Source organism: Metabacillus sp. KH_069, assembly GCF_057838075.1.
Genome location: NZ_CM174460.1, coordinates 3727409 through 3743700, shown reverse-complemented (window position 1 = coordinate 3743700; position 16292 = coordinate 3727409). Strand labels below are relative to the sequence as shown.

Annotated in this window: 13 protein-coding genes; 8 read left to right on the top strand and 5 right to left on the bottom strand. The window is 40.6% G+C overall.

Translation table 11 applies throughout. From position 1 onward, the window contains the following. Positions 1-40 precede the first annotated feature (40 nt). Entirely contained in the window at positions 41-1171 is a 1131-nt protein-coding gene (ald, locus tag AC3ISE_RS18855) for an alanine dehydrogenase (protein ID WP_489222152.1), read from the bottom strand. Between the two features lie 152 nt (positions 1172-1323). Then, complete coding sequence (adeR, locus tag AC3ISE_RS18850) at positions 1324-2556, bottom strand: sporulation transcriptional activator AdeR (RefSeq protein ID WP_489222151.1); 1233 nt, start codon at positions 2554-2556, stop codon at positions 1324-1326. A 277-nt stretch (positions 2557-2833) separates the two neighbouring features. On the opposite strand from adeR, the gene AC3ISE_RS18845 reads away from it, so the two are divergent. The 4 genes from AC3ISE_RS18845 (at position 2834) to AC3ISE_RS18830 (ending at position 11138) form a co-directional block, all read left to right on the top strand. Then, positions 2834-4237: an alanine/glycine:cation symporter family protein gene (locus tag AC3ISE_RS18845; RefSeq protein WP_489222150.1), complete on the top strand. Its 1404-nt coding sequence runs from the start codon at positions 2834-2836 to the stop codon at positions 4235-4237. A gap of 362 nt (positions 4238-4599) precedes the next feature. Further along, entirely contained in the window at positions 4600-9120 is a 4521-nt protein-coding gene (locus AC3ISE_RS18840) for a cell wall-binding repeat-containing protein (RefSeq protein ID WP_489224383.1), read from the top strand. A 317-nt stretch (positions 9121-9437) separates the two neighbouring features. After that, positions 9438-10190 carry a (S)-benzoin forming benzil reductase gene (locus AC3ISE_RS18835; protein ID WP_489222149.1) on the top strand — a complete coding sequence of 251 codons (753 nt, stop codon included), beginning with the start codon at positions 9438-9440 and terminating at the stop codon, positions 10188-10190. 396 nt (positions 10191-10586) lie between these two features. Continuing rightward, the gene (locus AC3ISE_RS18830; protein WP_489222148.1) at positions 10587-11138 is read left to right on the top strand and encodes a hypothetical protein; all 552 of its coding nucleotides are present in this window, start codon (positions 10587-10589) and stop codon (positions 11136-11138) included. A 132-nt stretch (positions 11139-11270) separates the two neighbouring features. On the opposite strand, the gene AC3ISE_RS18825 is transcribed toward AC3ISE_RS18830, so the two are convergent. Further along, positions 11271-11732 (bottom strand): helix-turn-helix transcriptional regulator, encoded by a 462-nt coding sequence (locus AC3ISE_RS18825; protein ID WP_489222147.1) that lies wholly within the window; start codon positions 11730-11732, stop codon positions 11271-11273. 239 nt (positions 11733-11971) lie between these two features. On the opposite strand from AC3ISE_RS18825, the gene AC3ISE_RS18820 reads away from it, so the two are divergent. Beyond that, the gene (locus AC3ISE_RS18820; protein WP_489222146.1) at positions 11972-12505 is read left to right on the top strand and encodes an HD domain-containing protein; all 534 of its coding nucleotides are present in this window, start codon (positions 11972-11974) and stop codon (positions 12503-12505) included. Positions 12506-12556: 51 nt separating this feature from the next. Here AC3ISE_RS18820 and AC3ISE_RS18815 read toward each other — a convergent pair whose 3' ends face one another. Further along, the gene (locus AC3ISE_RS18815) at positions 12557-14065 is read right to left on the bottom strand and encodes an esterase/lipase family protein (RefSeq protein WP_489222145.1); all 1509 of its coding nucleotides are present in this window, start codon (positions 14063-14065) and stop codon (positions 12557-12559) included. Positions 14066-14238: 173 nt separating this feature from the next. Here AC3ISE_RS18815 and AC3ISE_RS18810 point away from each other — a divergent pair, with 173 nt between their 5' ends. Together AC3ISE_RS18810 and AC3ISE_RS18805 are read left to right on the top strand one after the other, a co-directional pair. Beyond that, positions 14239-14460: a YuzF family protein gene (locus AC3ISE_RS18810; protein ID WP_309194298.1), complete on the top strand. Its 222-nt coding sequence runs from the start codon at positions 14239-14241 to the stop codon at positions 14458-14460. A gap of 255 nt (positions 14461-14715) precedes the next feature. Then, complete coding sequence (locus AC3ISE_RS18805) at positions 14716-14847, top strand: hypothetical protein (RefSeq protein WP_489222144.1); 132 nt, start codon at positions 14716-14718, stop codon at positions 14845-14847. Between the two features lie 18 nt (positions 14848-14865). Here AC3ISE_RS18805 and AC3ISE_RS18800 read toward each other — a convergent pair whose 3' ends face one another. Then, positions 14866-15432, bottom strand: a complete 567-nt coding sequence (locus AC3ISE_RS18800) for a TVP38/TMEM64 family protein (protein ID WP_489222143.1) — start codon at positions 15430-15432, stop codon at positions 14866-14868. Positions 15433-15801: 369 nt separating this feature from the next. Here AC3ISE_RS18800 and AC3ISE_RS18795 point away from each other — a divergent pair, with 369 nt between their 5' ends. After that, a complete protein-coding gene (locus AC3ISE_RS18795) occupies positions 15802-16215 on the top strand; it encodes a MerR family transcriptional regulator (protein ID WP_133312444.1) in 414 nt (137 codons plus the stop codon). The last annotated feature ends 77 nt before the right edge of the window (positions 16216-16292 follow it).

Sequence of the window (16292 nt, the reverse complement as noted above, 5' to 3'; positions counted from 1 at the left end):
CTCCAGGCTATTTCTATAGTTAATCCACTATTAATCCGAATTAGTTTACAGCGATTTCTTTATCAAGAGCTACATCAACTGGGACGAACGTATAGCCAAGATCGCGCGCTACTGCTTCATAAGTGATATCACCTTTTGCAACATTGACACCAGCTTTAAGTGCAAGGTTCTCGGCGATTGCCTTGTTTACGCCTTTGTTTGCAATTTGAAGTGCGTATGGCACTGTAACGTTCGTAAGTGCAAGTGTTGATGTTCTTGGAACAGCGCCAGGCATGTTTGCAACTGCATAGTGAACAACGCCATGCTTTTCGTAAGTTGGGTTATCGTGAGTCGTAATGTGGTCAACTGTCTCAACAATCCCGCCTTGGTCGATCGCTACGTCAACAATAACTGAGCCTGGTTTCATTGATTGAACCATTGCTTCAGATACAAGTGTCGGAGCTTTTGCACCTGGGATTAAAACAGCACAGATCAATAGGTCGGCTTCTGCAACTGCATTTGCAATATTGATAGGGTTAGACATTAATGTCTTAATTTGATTGCCGAAAATGTCGTCTAATTCACGAAGACGGTCTGCACTTAAATCAATGATTGTAACGTCTGCGCCTAAGCCGATTGCCATTTTCGCAGCGTTTGTTCCAACTACACCGCCGCCGATGATTGTTACCTTGCCGCGGCTTACTCCAGGAACGCCTGCAAGCAGAATGCCTTTGCCGCCCTTTGGTTTTTCAAGGAATTGCGCGCCAATTTGAGCAGCCATCCGGCCAGCAACTTCACTCATTGGTGTAAGCAATGGAAGTGTACGTCCAGTTGTCACTGTTTCGTATGCTATAGCTGTAACACCTTTGTTTTTAAGTGCTTCTGCAAGAGCTGGTTCAGCAGCTAAATGCAAGTAAGTGAAAAGAATAAGCCCTTCGCGGAAGTATTCATATTCAGATTCTAAAGGTTCTTTAACCTTCATGACCATTTCAGCAGCCCATACATCCTTAATATCTTCAGCAATTACTGCACCAGCAGCGATATAATCTTCATTCGTGAAACCGCTTCCAATTCCTGCGTCTTTTTCGATAAGTACTTTATGTCCAGTTGCCACAAATTGTGTAACCCCGCCAGGCGTTAATGCAACACGATTTTCATTATTTTTAATCTCTCTAGGTACTCCAATAATCATTTGAAACCCTTCCTCCTTTAGCAGCCAGCTTAAACTGTGCCGCTTATCTTGAAATGTGTGATGATTTCTTGAATATGAGATTAGTATAAAGCGTTTTCTCACACATTTGTTTGTTTAAAAAAGAGAAAGGATTTCTGATCTTTTGTGAAATTTCACAAACTCATTTTATCGAGCTTTAAGTTAAGATAAACAGTTATTTTTTGATTTGGATCTCTTAAATCAAGCTCAGCGATCTGCGATATGCGCTTGATTCGGTAGCTTAATGTATTGACATGAACATTCAGCGCTTTGGCAGCGTCGTTGACATTGCTGTCTTTATCTAAATAAACCTCCAGCGTTTCAACAAGGTTTGTGTGATGCATCTCATCATATTCTTTCAGTTTTCTGAGAGGATAGTTTACAAAGCCCTCCTGCTTCCGTTTTTCATGAAGCAAATCCAGATATTGATAAATGCCAAGCTCTGAAAAGCTGATCAAACCTTTTGTTTCATTCACAAACCGCTTTTTAATATTTTGAACGGCAATGGCTTCTTTATAACTGAGTTCAATTTGTTCTGCTTCTTTATATATGCTTCCTATTCCGGCTTTCACATCATCAATCATGAAACGCTCTTTAAGCTGAAGGATGGTCCAGTCAACAAATTGCTTAATATCCGAAAGAGGGTCTCCGCTCTTAGGAGCAAGCAGGATAATCAGTTCATTCTGATCTAGAGTGGACAAAATAATTTGAACCTGCTGGGTTGTTTGAAGCAGATAATTTATTTGTTTTTCAGTCGGTTCTTTAATTTCATCGCTGAAACGGAATAAGACAACGGAATGCTGAGCGGGAGGAGTAATGCCGATATCATGGAATCCATTGATGATGTCATTTTCCTCGTGAATATGGCCAGTGAGCAATTTCCAGAAAAATTCCTGGTTCCGCTCTTCTTTTTTTGATTTGCGGTTATGGAGATTAAGAAGTTTATTTTTAACAACCTGCGCTGCTTTTTTTAATAGCTCAAGCTCGTCATCTGTCAGTTTTTTATTTATTTCCAAAGCCCAGATAAAACCGAGAACTTCATTGTTTTTCCAGATGGATATAGCAATGCGGTTGCCAAGACCAACCTCATCAATGTTTTTTACACGGATAGGCTCATCTGTTTGCAAAAGCATCGGAATCGTGCCGTCTCTCCATAAGCTGTTAATGACTTTCTCCGGAACCCGCCTGCCGATTATCGTTGATATTCTCGCCGGATCTGTACAGTCATCATGTGTACTGTAAGCGAGAAGGCGATGATTGATGTCTTCAATCGTGATTGGACATTGAAGAACCTCGCTGATGCGGTCAGCGACATCTTCAAGACGGTCGGCATGATAATTAAAGGCTTCATTAGCCGGTTTATTCATCGCAATTCACCTGCTTCTTCTATGAAAAATATATTATTTGATTTCTTATCTTCGTATATCACTTTAAAAAGTATAATTCGATAAAAAAATTGGTACTTTTTTAACTTTGACAACGTACACCCTTATGGCTATTATGTAACTAGCGTTTGTAAAAATCAACAAAAAGGGTGAATCTGTTTTATGAATTTTAACAATTACAGACCTGTATGAAAAATTTTATTATATTAATATGACATGAAAGCGCTAACAAAGAAAAACATCTCAGGGGTGATGACACATGATGGATATATTGGCGAAGATTAATGGGATATTGTGGGGTACACCAAGTTTAATCTTATTATTTGGGACAGGCCTGTTTCTGACGTTTGTTCTCAAAGGATTACAGTTTAGAAGATTGCTGTATGCATTTCAATTAGGATTTTCGAAAAAGCATCAGGAAGATGACGGGGCTGAAGGAGACGTAAGTAATTTTAAGGCGTTAATGACGGCTCTTGCAGCGACGATAGGCAATGGAAATATTGCAGGGGTTGCAACAGCCATCACACTCGGCGGTCCAGGAGCGATTTTCTGGATGTGGGTTGTCGGATTGCTTGGAATGGCGACAAAATATTCAGAAGCGCTTCTGGCAATGAAATACCGTGTGAAAAATGAGAACGGTGAATACTCTGGCGGTCCAATGTACTATGTTGAAAAAGGTTTGGGCAAAAAGTGGAAATTCCTTGCGATTGCGTTTGCTCTTTTTGGAGCCTTTGCGGCACTTGGAATAGGAAACAGCGTTCAGTCTAATACGATAGCACAAGTAATGGACGACAGCTTTGGCGTCGGCGGTCTTGTTACAGGGATTGTGCTTGCACTCTTAACAAGTTTGATCATTTTTGGGGGAATTCAGCGAATCAGTACAGTGGCAAGCTTCTTTGTTCCGGTAATGGCCTTTCTGTATATTGGCGGAGCACTGATGATTCTTGTCATTAATTATGATTTAATTATCCCGGCATTTGGAACGATCTTTCATTATGCATTTAATCCGGTCGCAGCTGCCGGCGGTTTTGTTGGAGTCGCGGTTGTTGAGGCAATCAGAAGCGGTGTTTCCAGAGGGATATTCTCAAACGAAGCCGGACTTGGGACAGCTGCACTAATTGCAGGTAATGCTAAATCAGATCATCCTGTTAAACAGGCACTTGTTGCGATGACAGGAACATTTATAGTCACGCTCGTTGTATGTACAATGACTGGACTTGTCCTAATTATTACAGGCTTCTGGGATCCGTCAGGCGGACTTATCTCAGGTGTTCAGCATAATGCGGCGCTTGACGGCGGTGCACTGACATCTGCTGCATTTGCATCAACACTTGGCGTACTTGGCGAATACATCGTTGCGTTCTCAGTTATCTTCTTCGGATTTTCAACGATTGTCGGCTGGTACGTTTACGGTGAAAAATGCTTTGAATACCTTGTTGGCTCTAAGGGAATTCTCGGCTACCGTCTCATTTATATTTTTGCATGCGGATACGGTGCGGTTGCACAGCTTACAGTTGTGTGGGCTTTTGCAGACATGGCAAATGCGCTCATGATGATTCCGAACTTAGTTGCTTTGATCTTATTATGGAAAGTCATTGTGAATGAAACAAACGATTATTTCGAAAATCACTATAAAATAGCAGAATATAAGAAAGCAAGTTAGGTAGAAAGAAACGCGGACGATAAGTTCGCGTTTTTTTTTTGGTTCAAATTGTTCACCTTTTCCAGCGGAAAAGGTGATAATTATTTACATTATGTAAATGAATTGTGGTTTTTTTGCAAATCATCTGTAAATTCCTTAAAAATTGACAAAAAAGTGATATATTAGAAGGGTGCTAAATTACATGATTCGACCGGAGGTGTTTTACGGAGATAAAACCAGGGGCAGACATTTAATTGTTTATTAGACATGTCCATGAAAGTAAACGCTTACATTTTACCCGCAGCCTAAAATAAGCAGATTCATGTTACATACGCTTATTTTCATCATCTTACTTTATTTAAGGAGGAACCAGTTTGAAAATCATGAAAAAACAGCTGATCGCACTGACAACTATTTTTGCTCTGCTTGTAACGCTTATGGTCCCATTTGGGGCACCGGCACAAGCAGAAGGCAATATGACTGTTCAGGAAGCAATAGCGAATAATTCCGGAACAGGCACAGTGGAAGGCTATATTGTAGGATATACGGTAAGCGGTACAAATATTGATTTTGAAGCGCCGTTTTCTGCTGACACAAATTTTGCAATCGCTGACAGTGCAGACGAGAAAGATGTTTCAAAAATTCTGCCTGTACAGCTTCCATCATCTCTCCGCAGCAAATTCGGATTGATGACAAACCCTGATATTGTCGGCAAAAAAGTGCTGGTTACAGGTACACTTGAAGCTTACTTCTCAAAACCTGGCCTTAAAAATCCAACAGCCATGGTGTTTGAAGGTGAAACTCCTGAAGAGCCGAAGCCATTTGAAGGCATTGAAGGCCTCCGCATTCATGATATCCAGGGCGAAGGACATAAATCACCTTATGACACTAAAAATGTAAAAGCAGTTGAAGGAGTCGTCACTCATGTAGCGGATGCAAGCAATTTCTACATGCAGGATGCGGCATCTGATGATAATGCAAACACATCTGAAGCAGTTCTTGTTTATAAACCATCTCATGGTGTTAAAGAGGGGGATCTTGTTTCTGTAGATGGACAAGTGAAAGAATGGGTGCTTGACGGCTATGCTGAAAAGCTTCAAACCGATCTTGCCATGACTGAAATTAATGCCCAATACGGCAACGTCATTTTGAAATCAAGCGGGCAGGCACTACCAGCTGCAGTCGTTATCGGCAAAGATGTTATTCCTCCGACCGAAGTCATTGATAATGATCAGCTTGGAACGTTTGATCCTGGGGAAGACGGCATCGACTTTTATGAAAGTCTTGAAGGCATGCGCGTTTCCCTTGAAAGCCCGTCAGTAACTGGTCCTCAGAAGTATGGAGAAGTCACAGTTATTGCTGGAAAAGCTGAAGGCAAAACATACACAAAAGAAGGCGCTCCACTTCTGACGAAAGAAAATCAGAATCCGGAAAGAATGTTCCTTCTTCTTGATAAACGCAATTTTGTGGCTAAAGCAGGAGATCAATTTGACGGCACAGTTACAGGTGTTGTCAGCTACGGATTCAGCAACTTTAAAATTCTTGTAAAAGAAGCAGATCTTCCTCAATTGAATGAGCGTGAATTTACGCCGGAAGTAACAACAATCGAAAAAGCTGAGGACAAATTGACTGTTGCAGGCTATAACATTGAAAATTTCGCAGCTTCTGATACGGAAAAGCGCGATAAGCTTTCTAAATCTATTGTTGAAAACTTAAAATCTCCCGACATTATTGGTTTAGTAGAAGTATTAGATGAAAGCGGTACAACAGATAATGGTGTAGTAAAAGCAGATGCAAACTACAAAGCATTAAGCGATGCGGTTGCAGGATTCGGCGGCCCGACTTATGCCTGGACTGAAATTGCTCCGGAAGATAAAGTTGACGGCGGAGTACCAGGGGGCAATATCCGCGTTGGATTCCTGTATAACCCTGAAAGAGTAACACTGAAAGAAGGCACAAAAGGTTCTGCTGCAGAAGCGACAGCATACGTTAATGGGGATTTGACACTTAACCCTGGACGCATTGCACCTCAGGACCCAGCGTTCACAGACAGCCGCAAACCGCTGGCTGCAGAATTTACATTCAAAGGCGAAGATGTTGTTGTCATCAACAATCACTTCAACTCAAAAGGCGGAGACGAACCGTTATTCGGCAAAAAACAGCCTCCTGTGCTTGGCAGTGAAGCCCAGCGTCTTGAAATCGCGGAAATCGTTAACTCCTTTGTAGCTGATATTCATGCGAAAAACGAAAATGCAAATGTCATCGTAACAGGTGACCTTAACGACTTTGAATTCTCGGCACCGCTTCAGACTCTTAAAGGCTCTGAACTTACAAATCTAGTTGAAACTCTTCCTCCTTCTGAGCGCTATACGTACTCATATCAAGGAAATGCGCAAGTTCTTGATCACATGCTGGTTTCAAATCGTTTAGCTGCAGGTGCAGCATTTGATATTGTTAACTTTAACTCTCCTTACATGGAAGAGCATGGCCGCGCAAGTGACCACGATGCTTATGTTGGTCAGTTTGATTTGTCTTCTGATGATAATGATGAGTTCAATCTTTCAATTATGCACACAAATGATACTCATGCTCATGTAGAACAGTATCCTCGATTAATTACAGCTGTAAACGAATTGCGCACACAAAAAGAAAACAGTTTACTTGTTGATGCAGGAGACGTTTTCTCAGGAACACTATATTTCCGCCAATATCTTGGTCTGGCTGATCTGCATTTCATGAATCAGCTGAACTATGATGCTATGACTTTCGGAAACCACGAATTTGATAAAGATTCCAAGACTCTTGCAAACTTTATTAAAGAAATGAAGTTCCCAATGGTATCTTCAAACGTTAATGTAACACAGGATGCAGACTTAAGCCCTCTTTTCAAAAATGAAGTTGGTACTCCTGGTGCAGGCGGAAACATCTATCCGGCAATCATCAAAGAAGTGGATGGAGAAAAAGTGGGAATCTACGGATTAACAACTCCAGATACATCATTCCTTGCAAGCCCAGGAGAAAATGTTGTTTTTGAAGATGTAGTCCAAAAATCAAATGAAACAATAGATATGCTTAAAGCAGAAGGGGTCAACAAAATCATCGTCCTTTCTCACTTAGGCTACTCTCCGGACCTAAAGCTTGCTGAAGAAGTGGATGGGATTGACGTCATTGTCGGCGGCCATTCTCATACAAAATTAGATGCACCGGTTTTAATTGATAAAGAAGAACCGACCGTTATTGTACAAGCTGGTGAATACTTAAACTTCCTTGGATTACTGGATGTAACGTTCGACAAAGAAGGGAAAGTAACTGGTCATGCCGGTCATTTAGAAGCAGTCGGCAACTATGAAAAAGATGCAGCTGCTGAAGAGAAAGTTCTGGAATACAAAGCACCATTAGAAGAAATTAAAAATGAAGTTGTTGGAAATTCTGCGGTCAGCCTTAATGGGCTCCGAGCAGATGTCCGCACTAAAGAAACAAACTTAGGAAACTTGATTGCAGACGGCATGGCTGCAAAAGCAAACGAATCTGTTAAAACGCATATCGCCATGCAAAACGGCGGAGGGATTCGTGAATCGATTGATGCAGGTGAAATTACTCTAGGTGAAGTTCTGACGGTATTGCCGTTTGGAAACAACTTAGTAACACTGGACTTAACAGGCCAGGAAATCCTGGATGCTCTAGAGCACAGTGTAAGCGGAGTTGAAACAGGAGAAGGCCGCTTCCTGCAAGTATCAGGGCTTAAATTTAAGTATGATGTAAGCAAGCCTGTTGGTGATCGTGTTTGGTTTGCTGAAGCGAAAACAGACAATGGATTTGAAGCAATTGATGTCAAGAAAACATATAGAGTCGCTACCAATGCATTTACAGCAGATGGCGGAGACGGCTATACAATGTTTAAAAAAGCTAAAGATGAAGGGCGCATGACAGAGTTATTCGTTGTAGATTATGAAGTCTTCACATCATATCTTGCAAAGAATAATCCAGTTTCACCTGAAGTTGAAGGCAGAATTATTGAAGGAAAAGAAGTGACAGAGAAGCCTGTAAAACGCATTAAAGGTGAAACACGTTATGAAACAGCTGTTGAAATCTCTAAATCAGGCTTCGAAACAGCGAAAACAGTTGTCCTTGCCCGCGGGGATTTTTTCCCTGACGCACTTGCCGGCGGACCGCTTGCTTACAAGCTTGAAGCACCAATTCTTCTTACAGAAAAAGGATCATTAAATAAATCAGCGAAAGAAGAAATCAAGCGTCTTGGCGCCGAGAAAGTAGTTATTCTTGGCGGAAAAGGCGCAGTAAGCGATTATGTAAAATACCAGCTTAAAGGCATGGACTTAAAAGTACAGCGTATTGGCGGAGCGGACCGTTTTGAAACAGCAGCAAACATTGCGGCTATCCTTGGCGGTTCACCTGAAAAAGCTGTCATTGCAAATGGGATGAACTTCCCAGACGCGCTTTCAATTGCTCCTTATGCAGCTCAAAATGGATATCCGATCTTATTAACAAAAGCAGATAAGCTTCCAAATGCTTCAAAGAAAGCATTAAATAATATCGGAAGCACAATCGTAGTTGGCGGCGAAGCTGCAGTAAATACGAAAGTATTCAAGCAGCTGTCGAAACCTGATCGCTACTACGGGCTAAACCGATATGGCACAGCTGCTGAAATTGCAACAAAGCTTAACCCATCTAACCGCGTGTATATTGCAACAGGAGAAAACTTTGCTGATGCATTAGCAGGTTCTGTACTTGCAGCCAGAGAAAAGGCTTCAATGCTGCTGGTTCAGCCTAAAAAGATTCCTTCTGAGACAAAAACAGCACTAGACGCTATCAAAGCTAATGAATTTAATGTTTTGGGCGGCGAAAATGCAGTTAGTGAAGAAGTAGTAAATGAATTGAAAAAGTAATAGGAAAGAGATCGAGCTGCCGGGAGATTCCCGGCAGTTTTTTAAGAGATAAGAAAGTATAAAATTTTGCGCTTCGATGTCTAGCTCCATCGCCCAACTCCTCGGCCAGAACGGATCCGCCAGTAAAGGCAAAAAGCGCCTTTTCTGACGGATCCTTATCTGTCTGTCGGAGCTAAACGGGCGCTTGCGCTTTTCTTAGAATCTGCATTTCTCATTTACTCCAAAAAGCTGCTTGCGGAAATAGGTCCTGAATCTAATTTCTATTAGACCGATTAAAACTTTGATAAAATATATGGTAAGAAGGAAGGAGCGATTTTATGAATACGACGATTATTACTGGTGCATCCCGCGGACTCGGTGAAGCTATTGTGAAACAGCTGCTGAAACCCGGACATCAAATTATTTATCTCTCAAGGTCTGAGAATAAAGAACTAAGACGCCTTGCCGTTGAAAATGGCGCTATTCTCCAGTTTGTACCTTGCGATTTATCAAATGCTCCTCATATTGAAGCGGCTATTCCTGAAATTTTCGAAAAAATTGATATGAGTGCTGCAGAAAGAATCACTCTGATTAACAATGCAGGCACGGTCGATCCTATGAAGCCTGTTGGAAAAGCAGAAGCAGCTGAGCTTGAAGCGCATGTTCAGCTGAATTTGATCGCTCCGATGGTATTATCAAATGCTTTTGCAGCTGAAACGAAGAATATAGAAGCTGAAAAAGTGGTTGTTAATATCTCATCTGGAGCTGCCAACAATCCAATTTACGGATGGAATGCATACTGCAGCTCAAAGGCAGGTCTTGATATGTTCACTAAAGCTTTTGGACTTGAACAGAAACAAGAAGAGCATCCTGTTACAGTCCTATCATTCTCACCGGGAATTATGGACACAGATATGCAGGGCAGTATACGGAATACACAGCCTGAGGACTTTGCAGAAGTTGCACGCTTTCAGGAATATCATGAGTCAGGGAAGCTTAGATCCGCTGAATTTGTGGCAAGTGAACTGCTTAAGTTATTAAACAGTCCGCTTGAAAATGGAAGAGTCTACGATATAAAAGAACTTATTTAATAACAGAACGGAACATCCTCACGAGGGTGTTCTTTTTTGAAGGCTCTTTAACATTGTTGCTTTTAGACTAAATGTTTAATACCTTAAGTGGATTGTGGCGGATAAACTTGACTCCTGCGGGAAAATAGAGGGAAATGGGAGACCCCGCAGGCATGCCGAGGAGGCTCCCAGCCGGACCGCGGAAAGCAAGTTCCTGCGCGAAAACAGCCTTTTTGAATGATGAGGAAGCACCAAACCAATTTTTCCTGCCTGAATAAAGATATTTTCCAAGTATGCCGGATTTCTCTTTAGAAATCTCTTAAAATCATTTTCACATCATTTCACATAATTCTTTCATTATGTTATGCCTTTAAATGGATAAAATAAGGAAGAAAATAAATAAGGAGTGATGGAAAAATGAAAAAGAACAAATGGCTTATTGCTTTCACTGCACTGACACTTGTCATTCCGACAACGGCGATGGCTAATACGGAAAAGGGACAGCTGAGTAAACCTGCAGCCCATGAAGAAATGAAGATGGATTGGCATGAAAGAAGAGCTGAAAGAGAACAAAAGGTTCTTGAATTAGTCAGCAAGTATTCACCTGAAACGAAGCAAGAATGGGAGAATGTATTTAAGGAAAGAGAAGCGCTGATCAAGCAGCTGGATCAAACAGATTTAAGAGAGAAGCATCATGCCCTTAGAGAAAAGAAAAAACAGGAAATGGCTGAGCTTGAAGAGAAAGTGAAAAAAGGTGAAATAACGAAGGAACAAATGAGAGAGAAGATGGAAGCTTTCAGGGAACATAAAATGGAGCACAAACAAGGAAGACAAGAGATGAGAGAGCAGTGGAAACAAGCGATCGAAAGCAAGGATAAGGTCAGAATAAAAGAACTGCTTCATGCAAGATTACAGCATATGAAAGAACATAATCAAAAGATGAAAACACTGATAAAAGAGCAAGAATAAACGGCTGATTGGGACGGCCAAAATGGCGTCCCTTTTCCTGTATATCAATCTCTAGATCACTTTTAATGAAATTTCCCTATGGCAACACATTAAAAGTGACATATATATAATAAAAGACAAACTCTATAATCGTTACGTTACGTTGCTGTCTGTCAGCTCATTCAGCTTTTTTTCCATCTCTGTCCTGTCAAATGAAGAACACCAGCGATAATCGTCTTCATCAATGATCCGGAAATGGAAGCTGATTACGTTTTGCTGCAGTTTAAAGCCTTCGATCTGATGAATATCTTTCCACCATATTTTACCTCCGAGCGTCTTTTCCTTGCGGGTCTCCATTTTTTGATGAGCGAGGAGCTGCAAAATATCCAATGGGTCACCGCCTGTAGTCTGCTGAAGAACACTGCTGTGTCTAAAGAGTGCACACAATGCAACGATTGTTGACCAAGAGGCTTCCTGCCGGCCTTTTTCAATCTGTACGAGCGTTTTTTTGGAGAGCCCGAGTACTTCAGCCATTTCTTCTTGAGTGTAACGGGATTCGGTCCGGATCAGAAGCATTTTTTTAGATAGAGTGGCAGTAAGTTCATGCTTTTTCATGAAAGAGCTCCTTTTACCTTGGTATAGTGTAATTCTACACGAAATGGCAAGCAACTCAAGCATTCCGCTTGAAAATATATAAGAAGTTAGATAGATTTGATCATCACGTCATACAATATAACAGGATTGTTGCGGCAAATGCCGTATTATGTTAATGTATACAGAAATATTTTTAAAGAATGCTCAGCTTAATTAAATAGGTTTTACAAGTTTTACACGATTTACAGGGAGGAGATTTCATGCGAAATGTAACATTGACAGAGGTTTATTCCCATCCTATTGCTCAAAAATATCTACAGCGTTCTGGCGTAGCGCATGCAATTGCAGTAACCTGCCATGCATATAGATTAGCCATCCAGCACGGTGTCGATCCCGATCTTGCAACCAAAGCAGCCCTGCTTCATGATATTGGGCATTATGAGTGGTATACAGACGGGGAATGGGATTATGAAAAGTACAGAGAGAATGATATTCATGCAATAAAAGGTGCAGAACGTGCCCACAAGCTTTTGATCCGTCTTGGTGAGGATCCGCAATCTGCCAAACAGATCGCTTTAGCCATTCTGCTGCATACTGATTCTTATCTGCCCGAAGGCTCGCTCAATCAAAGTTCCCTTCAAAAAGTAGTTCGCTTAGCTGATGAAATGGATGAGGAACCGGGCGGAGGCCATCATTACCGGACAATCAGTGAAAAGACTGCATTAAAGAAAATTCAAAAGCTGGATGAAAAAATCAATCAGCTCCAAAACCCCACCTTGAAAAAATCTGTCTGAGTTAAAAAGTTATAAAAATCCACCCAAAGGAAATGGTGGATTTGATTTGTTTTATTGACTGTATATTTTTCCTGATGAATCTACGTAGACTGATTGAACTATCGTTCTTTCAAAGACATCTCCTTTCTGAGTTTTCCCTCTAATATCAACCGTTATATTATAGATTCCTTCCTGCTTTAGCCCAAGGACGATGCCCGATTGTTTTTTAGATTTTATGAACGTTTTTGTCTGCTTCTTTATTTTATTTTGAAAGTGATCAACAGTCACGGCAGCTTCGATCTCACTTTGAAGTTTTGCCTGGTTTACTTTAAAGGCAAGGTTCTGATTTTGGTTATTGATTGGCTGAAGTGAAATGGCCTCATTTTCGGCTGAAAGATAAGCAACGTTCATGAAATAAGCTTCACCTGAAGAGTTTAATGCAGACAAACTCCATTTTCCTTTTTGAGGTTTTTGTATGACAAGCTGATGATGATACGCTCCTTCAAAAATTCCATCTGCTTTTATCGTTTTGAACGAATGATAAACTGTTTTCCCATCAGGAGAATACAGGGAAAGCTTCGTGGCAGGAGAGCTGCTCATCCAATCAATGACAATCTCACTAACTGATGCTTCAACATGGAAGGATTCTTGCCGTGTTCCGGTAAATTCTCCCCCGCGAAAATAGGATGAAGCGCTGGCAGCGTTGGTTTCTTCACTCATATTCAGGTTTGCTTGAGAAGCAGCAGTTGTTGTTCTTAGGTACGGTTCCAATAGCAGAAAGGTGGAACTTCCTTTCTTAATAGAAGTATGGTCCCAGCTGCCCGTTCTGATTTCAGTGGCATAAGGCAATCTTGAAGACTGCACGGTAACCGCTCCATCATTGCTGCCGTAGGAGCTTAAATATAATCCGCCCCAATAGAGGGATGAACCGAAGCTTCCCCACTTTGTTCCGCCGAACGTATAGATTCGGTTCTTTCTGGAATTTACATGGGCATCCGTTTGTGCTCTGAAATTGCTCATGTAGCCCGTCTGCAGGGAATAAACTGCATCATTTTTGCTTCCTAATATACCTGACAGCCAGCCGGCCCAGCTGCTGTAAGCAAGGTCTGCAAGCTGAGATCCGGAATGCGGTGTCGATAACGTAATCAAGTTGCTTACATACTGATGCGCACCATAATGAACAAGCGCAGATTGAGCATCAATTCCCCCTTTGCTGTGAGTAACCAGAACAAGCTTTTGACCGCCAAAATACTGATATATTTCGCTTAATTTCTGAGCCAGCAGCGCCCCGTTATCCCACATGTTTTTAGTAGGATATAAATCGATAAAAGCTGTACGATATCCATTTGCATATGCGGTACTGTACATATCATTTTGATTCCACCAAGTATTTGATGAACTGTTCAAACCATGAATGAATACAATAGGCGATTTTGATGAAGTGCTCCCAGGCGGGGGATCGCCTGTATACCACTGACCCGGATTTCCCGGTGGGTCCTGATCTCCAAACGAGCCGGCATATGTGCTTGCTGGAACAATAAGCATGAAAGCCGTAAATAAAATTATCAGTTTTCTGATCATATAAAACTCCTTTACATGGTGATGAAAGCCTTTACAAATATATGGGGAGCTTATTTGAAAAAGAAGAAGGAACAATTGCCTATTTTGAACGTGTTAAATTAGGATAATTGATGTGTCAATTGGCCGCATGCCTACATATAGTGTCATTGATCTGTATGAGAGGAAGTGAAATGATGCAAAACCAATCACAAGGCCCGCAAATGATCACAATTGTTGATCCATATGTGTTTCAGACCCTTCAAAGCGTCATTGGAAAAGTGCTGGTTATCCAGACTGTCAGAGACAGCATCCGCGGAAAATTAAAAGATGTTAAACCTGATCACATTGTATTGGAAGCTGGAGATTCAGTCTTTTTTATAAGAATTCAGCAAATCGTGACGATTATGCCTGATTGATGAGGATGGGCCTATTTGGTCCTTTTTTTATTGGCTCTTTTCGTAAATATTGTTGCTATTAGACTAAATGTTAAAAAACTTGAGTGGAGCGGAAAGGAACGGACAACATTTATCGTGAAAAACAACAATCTATGCGAAGACAGCCTTTTTATTATAAGGAGTTTGCACTGGTTTTTTAAAAAATTCATATATTTTCCATTTTAAATTTAAGTTACAATTATATAGAAAATTTGTGAAACAGAACGGGGTGTACATATGGGTTTCTTTATAGCCATCATCTTAATCATCTTTTTATTTGATTTTACAAAACTAAGAAATCAAAATAAGGAAATCATCGAACAAAATGAAAAGATGATCTCTCTGCTGAAGAAGATCAGTGATAAATAAAAATCTGCAGGAGAACATTTACTCCTGCAGATTTTTATTTATCCTTCTTTTATGCATCCAGAAAATGACCAAAATGAGGATAGATCCAATTCCCATGATCAGCTGAATGTGCCAGTCAGCTTTCAGGACTTGATGCACGGCAAACCCTTCAATAAGAATAGCGGGAATTTTTCCAATCAAGCTTGCACTGAAAAAAATACCTGTGCCCACTTTGCTATATGCTGCTGCAAGTGTGACAGCACCTGATGGCGCAAAAGGAAAAATCCTTAAAGCAAGGATAAGCATAAATCCATCTCTGCCTTTTGTTTTTGAAAGGTTTTGAAGCATGGTATTTTTGGGCACTTTCTTTTTTTTTAGGAATGAGAAACCTTTCCGGTATACATAAAAGCTGACCATAACTCCAATCATTTCACCGGAAAAAGAGAGGAAAAGCCCGTCTGCAAATCCAAAATAAGATAGATTGGCAGCTGTAACAAAAACACTGGGCACAAATGCCAATAAACTTATGAGTGTGTTGGCAGCGAGACTTATAATAAATGCCCAAGGCCCGCTGATTTCGAGCCATTCGATTAATTGCTCTTTCATTCTTTCACCACTGTCTGATCGTTAGATAAATTTTTAGTGTACTTTCCACCTAGCTATAGTTTAAACTCTGATGTCCTCACTTACCAATAAAGAATTCTTAAGAATCTTTTATGTTATTGTTCATTCCGCAGCGCAGGGACTTTGAAATAAACAAAGGAGCCTGCAAGAAGAATTGTTTACTATTCAGCTTCTTTAACGTTCGATTTATTATGAATACTTTTATTTAATTTGTTGATTATTGGAATAACAAAATTACTTTTATTAAATCTTGAAAATTAAGCCGTTTCATAACCGTAACGTTTGACTGTACAGTTAAAAAAAAGGTATGATAGGAGTAATCTTTTTTTATTGGGGTGATAAGATGGGGCATTGTATCGAATTGGCGAACTAGCAAAATTGGCAAACGTATCTAAGAGAACAATTGATTACTATACTCAAATTGGGCTGCTCCATGTAGATAAGACATCTAAGTCCAACTATCGCCTCTATTCTGAACAGGCGCTTAACGACATTCATTTTATTGAGGAATGCAAGTTATTCAATATGTGTCTGCAGGATATTAAAGAAAGACTGGAACTTAAAAGAAGTCAAACCAATGAAGAAGATAAGCTAATCAAACAAGCCGAAATACTGGCTAATCATATGAAGCAGCTCGAACATGAAATTAAAGAGCTGAAACCGATTTTTGATAAAATGAATGGGGAAAACCAGGAAATCATTGCAAGCCGCATCTCTCCGCAGAGTATGGCGCTTATGCAATCATTGATGGTGCTGCTGCATTGATTGAATCATTTACGGATTTTTAAAAATTGATAACTTACTATTTTAGGAGGTGACTCCTTATTCTCTATTAGGGGATA

Excerpts from the sequence above, each read along its gene's own strand:
- adeR (WP_489222151.1), bottom strand. The coding sequence starts at position 2,556 with ATGAATAAACCGGCTAATGAAGCCTTTAATTATCATGCCGACCGTCTT.
- AC3ISE_RS18805 (WP_489222144.1), top strand. The coding sequence starts at position 14,716 with ATGGGTTTCTTTATAGCCATCATCTTAATCATCTTTTTATTTGATTTT.
- AC3ISE_RS18845 (WP_489222150.1), top strand. The coding sequence starts at position 2,834 with ATGATGGATATATTGGCGAAGATTAATGGGATATTGTGGGGTACACCA.
- AC3ISE_RS18800 (WP_489222143.1), bottom strand. The coding sequence starts at position 15,432 with ATGAAAGAGCAATTAATCGAATGGCTCGAAATCAGCGGGCCTTGGGCA.
- AC3ISE_RS18815 (WP_489222145.1), bottom strand. The coding sequence starts at position 14,065 with ATGATCAGAAAACTGATAATTTTATTTACGGCTTTCATGCTTATTGTT.
- AC3ISE_RS18810 (WP_309194298.1), top strand. The coding sequence starts at position 14,239 with ATGCAAAACCAATCACAAGGCCCGCAAATGATCACAATTGTTGATCCA.
- AC3ISE_RS18820 (WP_489222146.1), top strand. The coding sequence starts at position 11,972 with ATGCGAAATGTAACATTGACAGAGGTTTATTCCCATCCTATTGCTCAA.
- AC3ISE_RS18825 (WP_489222147.1), bottom strand. The coding sequence starts at position 11,732 with ATGAAAAAGCATGAACTTACTGCCACTCTATCTAAAAAAATGCTTCTG.
- AC3ISE_RS18830 (WP_489222148.1), top strand. The coding sequence starts at position 10,587 with ATGAAAAAGAACAAATGGCTTATTGCTTTCACTGCACTGACACTTGTC.
- ald (WP_489222152.1), bottom strand. The coding sequence starts at position 1,171 with ATGATTATTGGAGTACCTAGAGAGATTAAAAATAATGAAAATCGTGTT.
- AC3ISE_RS18835 (WP_489222149.1), top strand. The coding sequence starts at position 9,438 with ATGAATACGACGATTATTACTGGTGCATCCCGCGGACTCGGTGAAGCT.
- AC3ISE_RS18840 (WP_489224383.1), top strand. The coding sequence starts at position 4,600 with ATGAAAAAACAGCTGATCGCACTGACAACTATTTTTGCTCTGCTTGTA.